13 protein-coding genes are annotated in these 16,942 nt (G+C 58.7%); 5 read left to right on the top strand and 8 right to left on the bottom strand.

Going from position 1 to position 16,942, the window contains the following annotated elements; all coding sequences use genetic code 11:
- Positions 1-10: 10 nt before the first annotated feature.
- The gene (locus O3649_RS06140; RefSeq protein WP_049337484.1) at positions 11-847 is read left to right on the top strand and encodes an aldo/keto reductase; all 837 of its coding nucleotides are present in this window, start codon (positions 11-13) and stop codon (positions 845-847) included.
- Between the two features lie 163 nt (positions 848-1,010).
- Here the strand turns inward: O3649_RS06140 and O3649_RS06135 are convergent, their stop codons facing one another.
- Positions 1,011-3,557, bottom strand: coding sequence for a helix-hairpin-helix domain-containing protein (locus O3649_RS06135; RefSeq protein ID WP_294625542.1), 2,547 nt, complete (start codon positions 3,555-3,557; stop codon positions 1,011-1,013).
- 412 nt (positions 3,558-3,969) lie between these two features.
- On the opposite strand from O3649_RS06135, the gene O3649_RS06130 reads away from it, so the two are divergent.
- Positions 3,970-5,580 (top strand): dehydrogenase, encoded by a 1,611-nt coding sequence (locus tag O3649_RS06130; protein WP_294625540.1) that lies wholly within the window; start codon positions 3,970-3,972, stop codon positions 5,578-5,580.
- Between the two features lie 161 nt (positions 5,581-5,741).
- Here O3649_RS06130 and O3649_RS06125 read toward each other — a convergent pair whose 3' ends face one another.
- Together O3649_RS06125 and O3649_RS06120 are read right to left on the bottom strand one after the other, a co-directional pair.
- On the bottom strand, positions 5,742-7,217 hold the full coding sequence (locus O3649_RS06125) for an amino acid permease (protein WP_314681198.1): 1,476 nt from the start codon (positions 7,215-7,217) through the stop codon (positions 5,742-5,744).
- Between the two features lie 459 nt (positions 7,218-7,676).
- Positions 7,677-9,158 carry an amino acid permease gene (locus O3649_RS06120; protein WP_294456240.1) on the bottom strand — a complete coding sequence of 494 codons (1,482 nt, stop codon included), beginning with the start codon at positions 9,156-9,158 and terminating at the stop codon, positions 7,677-7,679.
- 488 nt (positions 9,159-9,646) lie between these two features.
- Between O3649_RS06120 and O3649_RS06115 the strand changes: the two genes are divergently transcribed.
- Together O3649_RS06115 and trmB are read left to right on the top strand one after the other, a co-directional pair.
- Positions 9,647-10,045: a hypothetical protein gene (locus O3649_RS06115; protein ID WP_070614728.1), complete on the top strand. Its 399-nt coding sequence runs from the start codon at positions 9,647-9,649 to the stop codon at positions 10,043-10,045.
- Positions 10,046-10,260: 215 nt separating this feature from the next.
- Positions 10,261-11,067: a tRNA (guanosine(46)-N7)-methyltransferase TrmB gene (trmB, locus tag O3649_RS06110; RefSeq protein WP_049354968.1), complete on the top strand. Its 807-nt coding sequence runs from the start codon at positions 10,261-10,263 to the stop codon at positions 11,065-11,067.
- 153 nt (positions 11,068-11,220) lie between these two features.
- Here trmB and O3649_RS06105 read toward each other — a convergent pair whose 3' ends face one another.
- From O3649_RS06105 to tnpA, 3 genes are all read right to left on the bottom strand, one after another.
- Entirely contained in the window at positions 11,221-12,162 is a 942-nt protein-coding gene (locus O3649_RS06105; protein WP_294633162.1) for a hypothetical protein, read from the bottom strand.
- Positions 12,163-12,177: 15 nt separating this feature from the next.
- Positions 12,178-12,942, bottom strand: a complete 765-nt coding sequence (locus O3649_RS06100; protein ID WP_070614732.1) for a hypothetical protein — start codon at positions 12,940-12,942, stop codon at positions 12,178-12,180.
- Positions 12,943-13,140: 198 nt separating this feature from the next.
- A complete protein-coding gene (tnpA, locus tag O3649_RS06095; protein ID WP_314909614.1) occupies positions 13,141-13,560 on the bottom strand; it encodes an IS200/IS605 family transposase in 420 nt (139 codons plus the stop codon).
- Between the two features lie 26 nt (positions 13,561-13,586).
- Here tnpA and O3649_RS06090 point away from each other — a divergent pair, with 26 nt between their 5' ends.
- Complete coding sequence (locus O3649_RS06090; protein ID WP_314909616.1) at positions 13,587-14,825, top strand: RNA-guided endonuclease TnpB family protein; 1,239 nt, start codon at positions 13,587-13,589, stop codon at positions 14,823-14,825.
- Positions 14,826-15,187: 362 nt separating this feature from the next.
- Here O3649_RS06090 and O3649_RS06085 read toward each other — a convergent pair whose 3' ends face one another.
- Both O3649_RS06085 and O3649_RS06080 read right to left on the bottom strand, forming a co-directional pair.
- Positions 15,188-15,694, bottom strand: a complete 507-nt coding sequence (locus O3649_RS06085) for a heat shock protein transcriptional repressor HspR (RefSeq protein WP_371573314.1) — start codon at positions 15,692-15,694, stop codon at positions 15,188-15,190.
- 3 nt (positions 15,695-15,697) lie between these two features.
- Positions 15,698-16,687, bottom strand: coding sequence for a DnaJ domain-containing protein (locus O3649_RS06080; protein ID WP_371573312.1), 990 nt, complete (start codon positions 16,685-16,687; stop codon positions 15,698-15,700).
- Between the last annotated feature and the right edge of the window lie 255 nt (positions 16,688-16,942).

The following is a 16,942-nucleotide window of genomic DNA, read 5'->3' as shown; positions in this document are numbered from 1 at the left end:
AAGGAGCATCATGAGCTACAACGTACCCAACGTAAAGTTCAACGACGGCCGATCCATTCCGCAGCTGGGCTACGGCGTGTGGCAGGTTGAGGACGAGGTCGCCGAGAAGGTCGTGGCCACCGCCCTGGAGATCGGCTACCGCCACATCGACACCGCCGCTATTTACGGCAACGAGGCGGGCGTAGGCCGCGCTATCGCTAACTCCGGCGTGGCTCGTGAGGACATCTTCCTCACCACCAAGCTGTGGAACTCCGATCAGGGCTACGAGAGCGCTTTTGAGGCGTTTGAGGCGTCCCTGGAGAAGCTGGGCACCGACTACGTTGACCTGTACCTGATTCACTGGGCTAAGCCGCAGCAGGGCCTGTACCTGGATTCCTGGCGGGCGCTGATTGAGCTGCAGAAGCAGGGTAAGGTCCGTTCCATTGGTGTTTCGAACTTCCCCGAGGAGCAGCTGCGCGAGATTATCGAGGAGACCGGCGTAATTCCGGTCATCCACCAGATTGAGCTGCACCCCTACTTCTCGCAGGAGGCACTGCGCGCCGTTCACGCCGAGTACGGCATCGCGACCCAGGCGTGGAGCCCGCTGGGTAACGGTAGTGACCTGCTGCAGAACCCCGTGCTGGCTGAGATTGCGGAGCGCCACGGCGTAACCCCCGCGCAGGTTGTGCTGGCGTGGCACCTGGCTAAGGGCACCGTGGCTATCCCGAAGTCTGTGACCCCCTCCCGCATTGAGGAGAACCTGGCGTCGGTGAACGTGAAGCTGACCGCCGAGGACATCGCGGCTGTGGATGCGCTTTCCACCCCCGAGGGTCGTATTGGCGCTGACCCGGCGAACATCGACTTCTAAGGTGCAGCTCGGACGTAGAGCTCGAATCGAACCTACATAAAGCCCCGACAGGCACGGATAGTGCTTGTCGGGGCTTTTGCGTGCTCTTGCGGGAGCTAAGGTTTTAGAGAATGATCATTCGCGGATTGCCCAACAGGTCAGTGAACGCTCGTGCTCTCCCCCGCTAGTTCTCGTCCTCTACCAGCAGGGAAAGGGAGATGCGGCGGCGCGCCGGGTCGACCTCCACGACGCGCACCTGCACGATGTCGCCGCTACGCACAATATCGTGCGGGTTCGCCACGTAGCCGCGGCTCATCTGCGAGATGTGTACGAGGCCGTCCTGGTGCACGCCAATATCCACGAACGCACCGAATGCCGCCACGTTCGAGACGGTGCCCTCGAGTACCATGCCGGGGCGTACGTCCTCGAAATGCGAGACGGACTCGGAGAAGCGGGCGGTGCGGAAGCTACCGCGCGGGTCCAGGCCGGGGCGGCGCAGCTCGGCGAAGATGTCCTCGACCGTGTACACGCCGGCGGTGCCTTCCGCACTCTCCGGCATGTGGCCGTCCTGCTCGTGGCTGTCCTGCACGTAGTCGGCGGGGTTCAGCCCGGCGAGCGGGTCGGTTCCATCCGAGGTACCCAGGGCGCCGGCAACCCAGTGGGCGCCGTTGCGCGCCTGCGCGTCGGCAATAATGCGGCGCGCGAGCGGGTAGGCTTCCGGGTGCACGGCGGAGGCGTCCAGCGGCTCCTCACCGCCGCGGATGCGAATAAATCCTGCCGCCTGGCGGAAGGTTTTCGCGCCCAGTCGCGGCACGTTCAGCAGCTGCTGGCGGTTCGCGAAGGCGCCGTGTTCGGTGCGGTAGGCGACGATGCGTTCGGCGGTTGCGGTGCCCACTCCCGCCACGTGCGCGAGCAGCTGCACGGAGGCGCTATTGAGGTTCACGCCCACGGCGTTCACGCAGTCTTCGACGGTGTCGTTGAGGGCGCGGCGCAGCGCAGCGGGCGGCACGTCGTGCTGGTACTGCCCCACGCCGATGGACTGCGGGTCGATTTTGACGAGCTCGGCGAGCGGGTCCTGCAGGCGGCGGGCAATCGAGACGGCGCCGCGTACGGTCACGTCGTAGTCGGGCAGCTCGGCGGCAGCGAGCGCGGAGGCGGAGTAGACGGAGGCGCCCGCCTCCGAGACGGTCACCTTCTGGGGTGCTTCTACGCCTTCCTCACGCAGGGTGCGAATCAGTTCGCTAGCGAGTTTGTCGGTTTCGCGGCTTGCGGTGCCGTTGCCAATGGCGATGAGTTCCACACCGTGCTCGCGGCAGGCGGCGGCGAGCTCGCGCAGTGCTTCTGCCCACTGGTTGCGCGGGGCGTGCGGGTAGACGGTGCCCACGCGCAGCGGCTCACCGGTGCCGTCGACTACGGCGTATTTCACGCCGTGGCGCAGGCCCGGGTCCAGGCCGAGGGTGGTCTTGTGTCCGGCGGGTGCGGCGAGCAGAATATCGCGCAGGTTGGAGGCGAACACCTCGGTCGCGTGCTGTGCGGCGGCGTCGAGTAGCTGGTGGCGGATGCGTTCGGCAAGGCGCGGGCGCAGGTGGCTGCGCCATGCGGTGCGCACGGTCGCGGCAAGCCAGCCGAGCACGCGGTCTTCGTCGTCGACGGTGTTGAGCACCTGCACGGGGATGCGTAGCGCGGCGGCAACTTCACGCTCGTATGCAGAACGGACGTTCTCGTAATTTTCTGCGGCGGCCTCAGCTTCGGCGCGGGCGGCACCACGCAGGCGGCTGAGCGCCACGGGGGCGGGTGCCACATCCACCTTGAGGCGCACCACGCCGGCGTCCTTGGCGCGGTGCAGCGCCAGCACACGGTGCGGCGGAATGGAACGAATACGGTCCGAGAAGGCAAAATAGTCGGAGAACTTCGCGCCAATGCTTTCCTGACCGGCAATCACGCGAGACTCAATCACGCCGCCTTCACGCAGGCGCTTGAGGAGCTTTTCGCTCAGCACCGGGTCGGTGAGGGCGCGGTCAACCAGGATCGCACGGGCACCGTCAAGGGCCTCTTCGGCACTGTGAATCTGCAGGGCTTCGTTCACCTCTGCAACCTCAATGCTCTCGTCCTCGTCGTCTTCGGTGCCGTCGGTAATGTATGCGGCGGCGATGGCGTGCGCCTCGGCGAGGGGCACCTCCAGCAGGTCTTCGACGAGGGAATCAAGCCCGGCGGCACGCGCCATCTGGGCGCGGGTCACACGCTCGCTGCGGTACGGGGCGTAGATGGCGTTCACGTCTGCGATGGTGGCGGCGTTCATGAGCGAGGAACGCAGCTGCAGCAGGGTGAGCGGGTCGATGAGGCCTTCGTCGGCGCGTTCGGTGAGCGCTTCGAGCACGCGGTTGCGGCGCTCTTCGAGGGCTCGGAGCTGGCCCAGGCGCGACTGGATGGTGCGCAGCTGGGTGTCGGTGAGTGCGCCCGTTGCTTCTTTGCGGTAGCGGGCGATGAAGGGTACGGAGTTGTCGGCGTCAAGCAGCGCCACGGCTGCGCGGATGCGGTGCGGCGCGATACCGGTTTCTACGGCGAGCGCGTTGATGAGGTGCTCGGCGGGCTGCTCAGTCTTGCCGCCGGTTTCGTGTTTTTCACGGTGTGCGGCGCTGCTGGGTTCATTGCCGGCGGCGCTGCTGGGCGCGGGGTATGCAGCTCGATCCGCGCGCGGGCGGATGCTGCTCGGGAGGGGGTGTTCGCTCATCCTTCCAGTTTCGCATATTTCGCCGCGGCTCATGGGTTGGCAGGTAATGCTGAGGAAAGAGTCAGCGCGGGGCGTATTTTGCTCGCCTGTGCGGGTGCGGGTAAGCGTATTTTTCCACCGTATCTTCTAGCGCAGATTACGAGTCTTTACGCACATTTTGCCCTGTGGGTGCGCTAAACATTGTCATCTTTCCGTAAGAAACCGTGTTAGGGGTTCACATATTTGAATAGTGCTAAGTTTCAGCGATAAATTTAGATAAAAGAGCATATTTTTTTGAAAAATATCTCTTATTCGTGCAGATAAGGGGTGGCCTCACACCACGCAAACACCCTTATCTGCGTGCACACGTTCAGGGTTTCGGCGGCACGGTACGACATGGTGCCGCCACATCCCGCAGATGAAAGAGGGACCCATGCGCGAACAAGCCGCGCTATCAAACGCGCCGGAGGGCTACTTAGATTTTCACGACGAGTACGCGGAACTCATCGCCGAACTCGCCGCGCTTGGGTTCACCCCTACCCAGGTTCTCCGCCGCCTCAACTTTCTGTACCCGCACATCAACAAGAAGTACCTGAACTATGCGCTGAGCTCCGGCATCTGGCAGTTTGGCCCGGTCACGGCAGACGCCCCGAGCTACACGGTGCTCGCCTGCGGCCTCTGGTACGTTTTCGCGGAAGCCTACGATCTGCCTCCGGAGCCCGAGTACGCGGCACTAATTCTTGATTGCGATATTATTCACGACCTGCCGTCCGCACTGGAGGCACGCCACTTCAACAATGAAGACATTGCGCACGTTCTGGCGAAGATTGGCGCAACGCTCAAGTACCTTGCCGCACACCCCTACTCCCAGCTGGAGGAAGAAGCCTACGCGCAGACCCTCGAGGACATCCGACTGCGCGGCTTGGAAGAAATCGGCACCGAGGGCGGTAGCCTGTACACCCTGCTCGCCTCCAGTATGGAGGGCGAATCGGCGTGGCCTGCCCCCGCACAGACGGTCAACGATTACCTCGGCGACGGCGACTGGTCCCTGGGTATGCTCCGCACCGGCATCTACCCGGCGGAGGCACTCGAAAACGAATGGTACATTGACGCCGCGGCGGTACCCGAGGATTTTGCGCCGAAGACTCTGAGCCTGTTCTTGAGCTATTGCGCCCGCTACGACCGCGAGCCGACAGCGCTGAACTACGGCTACTGGTCTACCATTCCCACGCTCATTGAGCAGGTGCCGCCGCTAGGTGCGGTACGCGCCAAGTTCGGCTCCTGGCAGACGACCCTGCATCGCGGACGCACGCAGATTGCCCGCGAGCTGCGCCTGTGGACGAAGAACGAAGCCAGCGTAGCTGCCGTGGAGGCGAGCACCGCTGAGTCGAACGAGGCCGAGGCGAGCGCCGCTGAGGAGCTTGAGCTCCTCGACGCTGAGCTGACTAATGCTGACGCTGAGCTGGCTAACGCGGAGCTCACCGAAGCAGAACTAGCAGAGTTGGATACCCCGGACGGCTCCCCTGCGGGCGCTCCCGCAGAATCGGCAGAACCCGCACGTCTGAGCGCCCGCGAACTCACCGAGCAGGGCATCGGCGTGGTGCAGACCGCCCACACCGACCTGGCGGCGTACCACCGCACCCAATGGGAACAGACGGTGGAAGTCTTCGGCGAACGCCTCGCGCAGCTTGCCTGGAACCGCCGCCTGAGCACCTACTACTTCTTCGACGGAGCCTGCCTGGAAGATGCCGACCCGACCCCCGTGGTGACGGTTTTCCGCTCCCCCACCGGTTTCCTCTGCGAGCTTGAACCCACCGTCGAGGCGCTGCCCGCCTTCGACCCGGAGTTCCTGCAGGAGCACGGCTGGAGGCACCCGGTACCGGTGCATGCGCTGTGGAATCTGCACGCGCTCGACCCGCTGGAGGCAGCTGCCGCCGTCATTGAGGCGATGCGTTCGGGTTGCGGTTGTGAACGCTGGGATTTCTACCGCACCGATGACGATAACGACCCGCTTGCCGAAGAGGCTGAGGTGGCGCCCCTCTAAGCGCGCACTCCCGCGAGCCTCTCGTCGGGTTCATCCCTAGAGACAGCGAAAGCCCGCGTCCCGCTCCCTGAGAGGAGCAGGTGACGCGGGCTTTACGCATGCGCTGATAGCCGGTACCGAGATAACCGGCACCGATAGCCGGCGTGGCTTAGCGTGGGTGTTTAGCGTGCCGAGAAAATCTCGGACGCCTCCACAATCGCAATCTGCGCGGTGCGGGTCGAGATTGCTTCGTGGCGGCGGGCATCAGCGCGGCGCTTGAAGACCCAGCCGATACCCAGAATCACGAACCAGACGGGCATCGCGAGCAGACCCATGAGAGTTTCCTCGTTCATGGTCAGCACACCAATGGTGAAGGCGAAGAACGCCAGAGCCAGCCACGCGGAGAAACGGCCGCCGGGCAGACGGAACTTCGACTTCTTGTGGCGCGAGGGGAACTTCTTGCGGTACATCAGGTAGCTGACCATAATCATGGCCCACGCAAAAATCACGAGCACCGCAGCCACGGTGGTGACCAGGTTGAACGCACGAGAGATCGAGTCACCCGCGTAGAGCAGCACAATCGAGGACAGCAGCATCACGGCGGAAAGGAACAGCGCGTTACGCGGCACGCCGTTCTTGGAGATCTTGCCCAGGAACTGCGGTGCACTGCGCTCGCGTGCCAGGCCGAATGCCATACGCGAGGTGGAGAAGATACCGGAGTTCGCCGAGGAGGTTGCGCTGGTAATCACCACGAAGTTGATGATGTGCGCGGCGATGCCCAAGCCCGCCAGAGTGAACATGGCGACGAAGGGACTCTTATCGGGGCTGACCAGGCGCCAGGGGGTGACCATCAGGATGACGGCGAGCGCGCCCACGTAGAAGACCATAATACGTACCGGCACGGCGTTAATTGCCTTGGGCAGGGTCTTTTCGGGGTCCTGGGTTTCTGCGGCGGTGGTACCGACGAGCTCGGAGCCCATGAACGCGAAGACGGCAATCTGGAATGCACCGAGGAAGCCAATCAGGTGGTTGGGGAACATTCCGCCGTCGTTCCAGAGGTTTGCGACAGATGCCTGCGCACCACTGGGCGAGGTGAAGCCGACGGCGATCATGCCGCCACCAACGATAATCAGGGCGACGATGGCGACAATCTTAATCATGGAGAACCAGAATTCGATTTCGCCGAAGTTCTTCACGGAGACCAGGTTCAGGGTCAGCAGAACGCCGATGACGGCGAGCGCCGGGATCCATGGCTGCAGGTCGGGCCACCACATGTGCAGGTAGCCGACGATTGCGATGATGTCCGCGACGGCGGTAACCACCCACATGAACCAGTAGGACCAGCCGAGGAAGAAGCCCGCCATGGGGCCGACAAGGTCGGTGGTGAAGTCAGAGAAGGACTTGTACCTCAGGTTGGAGAGCAGAATCTCGCCCATAGCTCGCAGCACCAGGAAGATGACGGCGCCGATGAGCATGTACACGAAAATAACTGAGGGACCCGCCATGGAGATAGCGCGGCCGGAGCCCATGAACAGGCCGGTACCGATGGCACCGCCGATTGCGATGAGCTGGATGTGGCGGTTGCTTAGACCGCGGTGCAGTCGCTCTCCCTGTTCGGGAGCTTTAGGATTCAGGCTGACGTTGTTCTGTTCAGTCACGACGTCCTCTTTTCAGCGGTTGTACCCCGTGCCGCATGTACCCCTAGTGTAATGAGAATCATTAAGATTCAGAGGTATAGCTAGTGCATGAATATGCGGTCATTGCTTTGCGGGGTGTCCCCGGATTTCGGGGCGAGGCTGGGGCTCTACCAGCTACCGCGCGGTGCTCGAAAGTGTCACGCTATCGATTGACGCGGAGTTTTTCTGAGAGCCCTCACAGCTACTTGGATAGTTATTCTACAGGTGTTAAGTGCAAGAAAACAGGATTTACGGCAAAAATGTGACCTGTTTCTATTATTTACGTCATATCAAGCGGTGTAAAAAATGCCGCCCGGAACGTAAACAGGCAGGCACGAGGGCACGCGAAAGCCCCGCCTCCGCATCCTAAAAGAATGCAGAAACGGGGCTTACCAACAGCGCCGCAGAAACACTACATAAACGCCGCAGAAAGAACAGAAACTACTGCTGACCAGCCTTGTCAACAACATTGCCAGCAGCCAGCGCACGAGCACGCTTCGCCGCGTGACGGCGGGTCAGAATCTCGTAGCCAATAGCCAGAGCGATGAACCAGATGGGGGTCAGCGCCAGACCGATTGCGGTGTCCGGATACAGGCTCAGGGCGTAGACCATGACGGCGAAGAAGACCAGACCAAACCAGCTCATGCCAATACCCCAGGGCATCTTATACTCGGACGCCTCGTGGCGCTCCGGGAACTTCTTACGGTAGACCAGGTACGCAATCAGGATCATGCTCCAGGTGAAGATACCCATCATCGACGCCACGGAGGTCACCACGGTGAACGCCTCCATGATGCCGCTACCGGCGTACAGCATGACCAGACTAAACAGCAGCATCACGGTGGTCAGGTACAGGGCGTTGGCGGGCACACCGTTCTTGGTGAGCTTACCCAGCGCGGAGGGGGCGGCACCGTCATGCGCCAGACCGTAGACCATGCGGGAGGTCGAGAAAATACCGGAGTTCGCCGAGGACGCCGCCGAGGTCAGCACCACAAAGTTCACCAGCGAGGCGGCAACACCAATGCCAGCCAGGGAGAACATGCCCACGAAGGGGCTCATGGACTTATCCAGCTTGTCCCAGGGGGTGACGGCGAGGATGGTCAGCAGCGGCAGCGCGTAGAAGAGGCCAATGCGGAAGGGTACCGCGTTAATTGCCTTGGGCAGGGTGCGTTCAGGGTGTTCGGTTTCCGCCACGGCGGTACCGACCAGCTCAGCGCCCACGAAGGCAAAGAGCGCAATCTGGAAGGCACCCAGGAAGCCCGTCAGGCCCTGGGTAAAGATACCGCTACCGGAGGGACCGGGGCGATCCCAGAGATTTGCCACAGAGGCGACGGTACCGTCGGGCGCAGTGAAGCTAAAGGCAACCATGAGCGCACCAACAATAATGAGGGCGACAATAGCGACGATTTTAATGACGGCGAACCAGAACTCGATTTCACCGAAGTTCTTCACCGAGGGCAGGTTCAGCAGCAACAGAGCCACGATAACGGTCAGCGCCGGGATGAAGGCTGGGATTTCCGGCCACCAGTATTTGATGTAGCCGGTAATCGCGATGACGTCCGCAATACCTGTGACGACCCAGAAGAACCAGTACGACCAGCCGACGAAGAAGCCGGCGCGCAGGCCGAGGATGTCGGTAATGAAGTCGGTGAAGGACTTGTACTTGGGGTTGGAGAGCAGAATCTCGCCCATGGCGCGCAGAACAAAGTAGATGACGCTACCGATAATGGCGTAAACAAAGACGATGGAGGGGCCGGTCAAGGCGATGGTCTTTGCCGAGCCGAGGAAAAGGCCGGTGCCGATGGCGCCGCCAATAGCGATCAGCTGGATGTGTCGGTAGCTTAGTCCACGCTGAAGCTTGGAGTGCTCAGCTTCAGAGTCTAGGCCGGTGACGGAGTTGTGCTGCGTTGGCTGCTGTGTCACGTATTTCTCTTTCCTGCGTCGATTCGCCCTAAATTTCACTCGGGGGCGAGTCCGGGTGGTTGGTATTCATGCATAATCCTGAACGGCGCGCCAAGAGGCGGTTCCCGCGCTTCCCGAGCCAGCGCGGTGCGCTTGGGCTTGTGGGCTCCGATTTCGCGGGGCTTCCGATTTTCTTGCATCGCCGATAAAGGGTTATGCAGAGAATGCATAATTTCAAATTTTACCCCCTCATACCCACACAAGTACAAGGAATACAACATCACCAGATTTTTGAGACGGGGCGAGTCTGCGGCATCTCTCAGCCTCCACCCGGAACACGCCCCGCACCGCTCTTAGATCGCACCTCTTCTCTGCACGCTTCTGCCGGGTTTTCAAAAAATATATAGAAACTTTACGTGTAAAACTTTACACAGCGAGAAACCGGGTCTAGAGTAGAAACCGTTCAACAAAAACCTAACCAACCAACTACAGAACAGAAGGACACAACAATGGGCAAGTTCTCCAACGCAGCACTGCGACTCACCGCCGGCGCGCTCATCCTCGACGCAGGCGTCAAGAAGCTCAAGGCAGACGAAGGCACCTACGCCTTCCTGCAGCAGATGGCGGCAACCGGTGTTCCCGCAGTCTCCAAGCTGGACGCAGCAACCTTCGGCAAGCTCATCTCCGGCGCAGAAACCGCACTCGGCGCAACCCTGCTGACCCCCTTCATCCCCGCACGCCTGGCGGGCGTAGGCCTGACCGCGTTCGCGGCAAACCTGATGACCATGTACTTCCGCAACCCGGACATGCACGACAAGTACTTCCGCCCCACCCAGGACGGCCAGCAGCTCGCAAACAACATCGTGATGCTCGGCGCGGGTCTGGCACTGCTGGGCTCCAAGAAGTAAGCCCCACAAACTAAACTCACTCAACAACCTCACGAAAGTGCGGCGGGAACAGTATTCGCTCCCGCCGCACTTTTGTCTGCGCGCTGAATTTCTGTGTTTCTCAGACCGGCATACGCCCAGCTAGTTCAGTCTCACGCCCGGCTAGTTCAGCGTCACGCCAGCCCCGCACGCCGCGAAACCGCACGGTATAGCGGCGCTACGCTATTCTTTTAGGTATGTCTACTGAGAACACGCAGCCTAGCCAGGCACCCGAATCCACCGAAGAAAAGGCCAAGAAGCCGGTTCCCGAGGAATTCTTCCGCCAGCCCTACTCCTTCGTCCGCCGCGGCGACCGCCTCACCGCGCGCCGCCAGAAGGCGTGGGACACCTACTCCCCCACCCACGTGCTGGACATCCCGCGCCTGCGCACCGACACCTCCGTCGCGCCCGAGGCGACCTTCGACCCGGTGAAGATTTACGGCCGTGAGGCGTACCAGGTCGTCGAGATCGGTTCCGGTCTGGGCGAGGCAATCGTGCACCGCGCAGCTGAGGTGCCCGAGGCGAACTTCCTCGCCGTTGAGGTGTACACCCCCGGCATCGCGGACCTGCTGCTGAAGATGGGTAACGCCGGCGTGGAGAACGTGCGTGTGGCTCAGGCGAACGCACCCGAACTGCTCGACAACATGCTTGAGGAGAACTCCGTGGACGAGCTGTGGGTGTTCTTCCCGGACCCCTGGCACAAGTCCCGCCACCACAAGCGCCGCCTGGTGTCCCCGGCGTTCGCTGATAAGGTTGCGCGCGTGCTCAAGCCCGGCGGTATATGGCGTCTGGCGACTGACTGGGAGGAGTACGCCCTGGTCATGCGTGAGGTTCTGGAGGCGCACCCCGACTTTGAGAACGTGAACCCCGGCGCCGGTGCGACCGAGGAGGATCCGCAGGGTGGTTGGGCTCCGCGTTGGGAGGGTCGTACCCTCACCAGCTTTGAGCGTAAGGCTCAGGAGGCGGGCCGCCGCGCGCACGATCTGACCTACCGCCGCAAGTAAGCACCGCCGCAAGTAAGCGGAGCAGCGCCAGTTACCGCCAGGTGGTTTCCCGCCAGCGCGCAAAGTGCATATAGGTTAAAGCAGGTGAGGCTCCCCGTTCATTCGGGGAGCCTCACCTGCTTGTTCATATACGAAATCTTCTATAGATAAACCCTAGGATTCATCAGCCGACGCATGTTTCAAAGCCTTCTCGTAGATAAATCGGTAGGAGTCATTTCTAAATTTTTCAAACTCTTCCAATTTCTCTATTTCTTTCGAAATATTAATCGGCATGGGTTCACCAGTGAGTTCTTCAAGAATCGAGAAATTTCCTATAGGGACATAATACAGAGGGTACTCAACAAGACCAGTTTCTTTAATGGTGCACCCTTTTAGTTCACGTTCTCCCATAGAATATATACTAAATGAACTTATCTTATTTTTTTCAAGACCCATCATTACAAGGTAAGCCAAATAGGGCGACAGAACCATTCGATGTGCCTGAGATTGCTCTGCAATCCTAAATCCAAGATCAACGTCACACCCAATAAAATCTATGAAATAATCTTTTTGAATGTCTCGGAGATTAATTCCACGATGACTGGAGAGTTCCAGTGCGACGGTACCTTCAATACCTAAACTTCCTACCAGACTTTTTGCTCCCTCCTTACCTTTTAGATTGTTATTCCAATCCTTAGGCATAAGATTCCAGCGATAATCCCAGGGGTTCCCTTGCGAATGAAGAAGAAAAGCATAGCTACGCAGTTTTAGGGTGTATGACGAACCAGGAATCTGACTGGGAGAAACTGATTCAAGAGATGCAATAAATTGCTGCAACGCTTCTCCAATAGCTACCGGCTCAGGTTTGCCGTCGTCTCCAATAGGTATCGTTCGGAGATACACCAGCTCATCGCCCCTGACTCTCCATAAGAACCACCCTGCATCAACAGCAGATTCAACCTGATGATTCGACTCCCTCAGACCTTTATCGAAGCTTTCCATAAAGGTTGATATTACGCCAACACCAGAAATAGGATACTTAATTTTTAAAGCAGTTGATTCACTAATATCAACACCACACACTAAAAATGCAGGTAAATTTTTTCCAATACCCATAATCCACCTTAGCATTTACTGTTTATCAGCATCTAGCAAACCCTGACACATATCCATAATCGCAGAGTAAAATAAAACTAGGAGGAGCACACCAGCGACAATCACAGACAGAATCAAACATTCTTCTTTTCGAAGTGAATGTTCATGAAACCACGGAACAAACCCAGCCGAGAATAAGACTAGAAAAATTGAACTCATAAACACAGAACTCTGAAGCCTTTGAACATTTTTAAATTTTTTATCAGCAATACCGGCCAGAGTAGACATCTGATCATTGATGTATTCCATCTTGTCAGTGTGCGATATGCTATCCAGGATCTTCGCATCAGCATTATAAGAACCGTAGAAAAATATATTACCAGCCCTGCCAGAAACGCTCATATTTGGCCTCTGATAAAAACCAATCTTAAATGAAATAATTACAGTACTTACAAAAAATGCAGTCCAGATATATGTCCATGAATTCCAAAAGTTACCGACTTTCTCGGTGGCCGGGATAAGTGCGCCATAAGCCGCTACGATAAAGCCCTGGACAGCCAACAGCATCTGGATTCTTACGTCAGCATTTTTAATCCAATCAGAGAAGTACTGAACAAGTCTCCACCTCTCCTCATAACTCACACCCTGCTCAACCGGAGCTGGTGTTTGAGTCTCAGCCGGTGCCTGGTTTTTATCATTTGTCGTGCCATCAGACCTCGCCTGGTTCTCAGTAACTTTCTGCTCTTTGATAGCTACTGGCTTCCACTGCATAAAGGTGTTCCAGACGAACAAATTTTTCACTCTGCCAGCCCCTCCTCTATCTCAATACCCCGAACTTGTTAGTCCAACTATGCTATCTCCAACTATATAACCAAGCAGGTGAGGCTCCCCGATCTTTCGGGGAGCCTCACCTCCTTGTGTGTGGGTCTGAGTGCATGCGGGGCGGGGGTCTACTTTGTCAGCCATGAAGTGCTTCACCTTTCTGGGGGAGAGATTTAATCATCCCTCAATACAAGCCTGAGACCTCATATACTCCGCCACTGCACTCAGTGGAGCACCACCAGCGGAGCTTGCATAATACGAGCGTGACCACAGATGCCCGCCCCGTAGGTATGGGGCAATCTCATCCGCGTAATCTCGCCGTAAGACACGCGAGGAAACACCTTTGAGAGAATTGACCAACTTGGAAACAGCTACTGTTGCAGGGTATCTCACCAGCAGGTGAACGTGGTCGGGTCCTCCATTGAACTCTTCCAAGGTTGCGCCGAAGTTTTTACATACATCCCTCATGATGTTTTCACAGGTTGTCAGCATGTCATTTATGAAGACATCTCGACGGTATTTAGTCACAAACACCAAATGGACGTGAAGATCCCAGATAGCTTGTCTTCCAGTGCGAATGTCTTCATTATCTGTCATGACACCAAGTATATAATGGAGATGTTATGTTGAAGCGTTACCGATACCGCGCATACCCAAAACCGGGCCAAATCGAACCTATTGCCCGGCTCTTTGGGTGCGTGCGCGTAGCCTACAACGACGCTTTAGCCTACGCATCAGAGACCTACCGATTCACTGGCGTCAAACCCTCAGCGGCTGAACTGTCCGCACGTCTGACTGCGTTAAAGAAATCCGAGGAACGATTCTGGCTGAGTGAGGTCTCCTCTGTGCCCTTACAACAAGCCTTACGTGATTTGGATAAAGCCTACAAGGCTTTTTTCAATACTGTCACTGGTCAGCGCAAAGGTAAGCGTGGCGCTCATGCGCCACGTTTTAAGAAACGCAGTCACCGCCAGTCAGCAAGGTTTACGAAGAACTCCGGGTTTAGCGTGCATGAAACAACTCATCGGGTCGGTTTTGTGCGCTTAGCCAAAATTGGAAATGTGCGGTTCGTACTGTCACGTCCTCTACCTGCTGAGCCGTCTTCGGTCACTCTCATCCGTGAGCCAGATGGGAAGTATTACGTCTCATTTGTCGTGGATATGCCTACTGAAAATGTTCAGGTACCGGAGCCTTCTGCGTACGCTGTCGGTGTTGATCTAGGTCTGAATCACTTGGCAGCAGCTGTCAATTCAGAGGGGGAACGGATGTTCTTCGAGAACCCCCGCCCTTTGAAGGCGGCAGCGGCACGTCTTGCTACGCTTCAACGTCAGCTCTCCCGTAAACGGCGCGGTAGCAACCGCTACGAAAAGCAACGAATCCGCGTAGCCAAAGCTCACGCCAAGGTACGCAACACAAGGAGCCATTACGCGCATCAGGTGGCAAACAAGGTGGTGGACGAGAACCAAGTCATCGCCCTGGAGAACCTGAATGTGGCTGGTCTGTCACGTACCCGTTTGGGTAAGTCCGTATTGGATGCCTCATGGGGTTTATTGCGCCGTCTGATAGAAGAGAAGGCTACTGAACGTCATCGCATGGTGGTCTTTGCTGACCGATTTGCCCCCACGTCCCAGCTGTGTTCTGTGTGCGGCGAGCCGGGCGGTAGAAAGCCGCTGAATATCCGTGAATGGGCATGTGCCAAGTGTGGTACGTGCTTGGACCGGGATACGAATGCGTGTGTGAATATTATGCTCGCCGCAGGGCTTGCGGAGAGTCTAAACGAACAGAAGAGGGACGTAAGACGCCTGCTTGCGGGCGCTGTTACTGTTGACGCTGTTAACCCACCGAGAGCCGCACACCTATAGGGTGTGCGGCTGGCAGGAATCCTCTTTGCTCGCAAGGAGGAGGAAGTCAACCTCCCTCGCGGCGTATGACACAAAGACGCACAAGCCTATATGGATGGCTGACTAGCGCAGATGAGCTAAAACAGCCGAGCCGTTATCCTAGTGTAGCTGGTTAGCGCGAATATACGTTAAGGAGGTGAGGCTCCCCGATCATTCGGGGAGCCTCACCTCCTTGTGTGTGGGTCTGAGTGCATGCGGGCGGGGGTCTACCCTCCCTCTCGCGGCGTATACACAAAGACGCACAAGCCTATATGGGTGGCCGACTAGCGCAAATGAGCTAAAACAGCCGAACCGTTTATCCCAGTGTAGCGGGTTTAGCCGGTTTAGCGCTGCGGTTTCGCATCATCCGCCGTAGCCGGCTGGCGATGCTGACGATACAACACCACAGCCGAAGAACGCTGACGAGGCGCCGGGCGGGTACCGCGAGCAATATGCACCACATCGCCACTGGTACCGGCAGCGAACACGCGCTCCGCCATGCCCAACTTCACCTTCGCGTCCTCAACCTGACGCTGCAACGCCGCAATCTGCTCCTGCTGCTCCTCCACGAGGGATTCCAGCTCAATAATGCGGCGAATACCCTCCAGGGAGACGCCCTCCTGCGAGAGCTGCTGAATCTGCTGCAGACGGTTAACGTCACGTTGCGAATAGCGGCGCGCTTTGCCGGGCGCACGCGAAGGCTGGACCAGGCCGATGCGGTCGTACTGGCGCAGGGTCTGCGGGTGCATGCCCGCCAGCTCAGCCGCCACAGAAATCACGAAAACCGGCAGGTCCACGCTGTGCAACGGCTTGCCGCTACGGGACTTAGATGATGATTCTCGAGATGCCATGGTTTACTTCGCCTTCTTCAACAGATCCTTACGCGGGTTCTCCTGCGGTGCCAGTTTTACGAACTTATCGAATGCTTCCTGCGCCTCTGCGCTCAGCTCGGTGGGCAGTACAATCTCCGGGATGACCAGCAGGTCGCCGTCGCCGCCCTTAGCCTTGAAGCCGCGGCCCTTGGCGCGCAGTCGGCGGCCAACCTGGCCGGGTGCCAGGCGCAGCTTCACGGTGGATGCGTCGGGCAGGGGCACCTCGATCACTGCGCCGTCGACGGCCTCAGCGAGGGTGACGGGCGCGCGCATAATCAGGTTGTTACCCTCGCGCGAGTACACGGAGTCATCGGAGACGCGCACGGTGACCTTCAGATCACCGCCACGCAGGCCCTTGCCGCGCAGGCGGACCTTCTGGCCGTCCTTAATGCCTGCGGGGATGCGTGCCTCGGTGTGGGAGCCGTCCGGCAGGAACACGGTCACGGTTGCGCCGGTGTATGCCTGGGCGAGGCTGACGCGGGTGCTAGTGGTGCTTTCTTCGGGGGCTGCGTGCTGTGCACCGCCGAAGCCGCCACCCATGCCGCCGAAGTCGGCGCTGGTGAAGCCTGCGGAGCGTCGGGAACCGCCAGCGCTACCGCCGAAGAGGCCACCGAGCAGGTCGTCAATGTTGATGCCTGCGCCGCCGTTGCTGAAGCCGCCGAATGCGTCCGCGCCGGGGTAGCCGGTGTAGCTGCCACCGCCAAAGCCACCTCCGCCGAAGCCGCCCATACCAGATGCGCCGTAGCGGCGGATCTGGTCGTACTCTTCGCGCTGCTTCTTATCGGAGAGCACGTCGTATGCTTCCGAGATTTCCTTGAACTTCTTCTCTGCTGCGGCGTCGCCGGGGTTCAGGTCCGGGTGGTACTTGCGGGAGAGCTTGCGGTACGCCTTCTTGATGTCGCTTTCGCTTGCGTCTTCGCTGACACCCAGTGCCTTATAAAAGTCGTCGGTTAGCCAGTTTTCACTTGCCATGTTGTGTTTCTCCTTCTGCGGTGATGCGCCGCCCTCCTCGGTTACGGGACGGCTTGCAGGGGCACCGCGTGCTTGTCTTAATGCTCTATATAAAAGTTTAGTCTACTTGACTCAATTTTGAAAGGGTTGAGCCCAAAAAATAGCGCCCCTACAAGCCTTTTAACCGCCGCCACAGCTCACCGAAACCCGCGCCAACACACCGGGTAAAGCAGCCCCGGCAAACAACAGGGCGGGCACCCACCCACTAGGGAGAGC

The sequence above is a fragment of the Rothia sp. 27098_8_29 genome (assembly GCF_041432785.1).
In the GTDB taxonomy this organism is placed as follows: Bacteria; Actinomycetota; Actinomycetes; order Actinomycetales; family Micrococcaceae; genus Rothia; species Rothia mucilaginosa.
The sequence above is the reverse complement of the archived record's forward strand: the minus strand, read 5'-3'. Positions and strand labels throughout refer to the sequence as shown.

Excerpts from the sequence above, each read along its gene's own strand:
- O3649_RS06140 (WP_049337484.1), top strand. The coding sequence starts at position 11 with ATGAGCTACAACGTACCCAACGTAAAGTTCAACGACGGCCGATCCATT.
- O3649_RS06135 (WP_294625542.1), bottom strand. The coding sequence starts at position 3,557 with ATGAGCGAACACCCCCTCCCGAGCAGCATCCGCCCGCGCGCGGATCGA.
- O3649_RS06130 (WP_294625540.1), top strand. The coding sequence starts at position 3,970 with ATGCGCGAACAAGCCGCGCTATCAAACGCGCCGGAGGGCTACTTAGAT.
- O3649_RS06115 (WP_070614728.1), top strand. The coding sequence starts at position 9,647 with ATGGGCAAGTTCTCCAACGCAGCACTGCGACTCACCGCCGGCGCGCTC.
- trmB (WP_049354968.1), top strand. The coding sequence starts at position 10,261 with ATGTCTACTGAGAACACGCAGCCTAGCCAGGCACCCGAATCCACCGAA.
- O3649_RS06105 (WP_294633162.1), bottom strand. The coding sequence starts at position 12,162 with ATGGGTATTGGAAAAAATTTACCTGCATTTTTAGTGTGTGGTGTTGAT.
- tnpA (WP_314909614.1), bottom strand. The coding sequence starts at position 13,560 with ATGACAGATAATGAAGACATTCGCACTGGAAGACAAGCTATCTGGGAT.
- O3649_RS06090 (WP_314909616.1), top strand. The coding sequence starts at position 13,587 with ATGTTGAAGCGTTACCGATACCGCGCATACCCAAAACCGGGCCAAATC.
- O3649_RS06085 (WP_371573314.1), bottom strand. The coding sequence starts at position 15,694 with ATGGCATCTCGAGAATCATCATCTAAGTCCCGTAGCGGCAAGCCGTTG.
- O3649_RS06080 (WP_371573312.1), bottom strand. The coding sequence starts at position 16,687 with ATGGCAAGTGAAAACTGGCTAACCGACGACTTTTATAAGGCACTGGGT.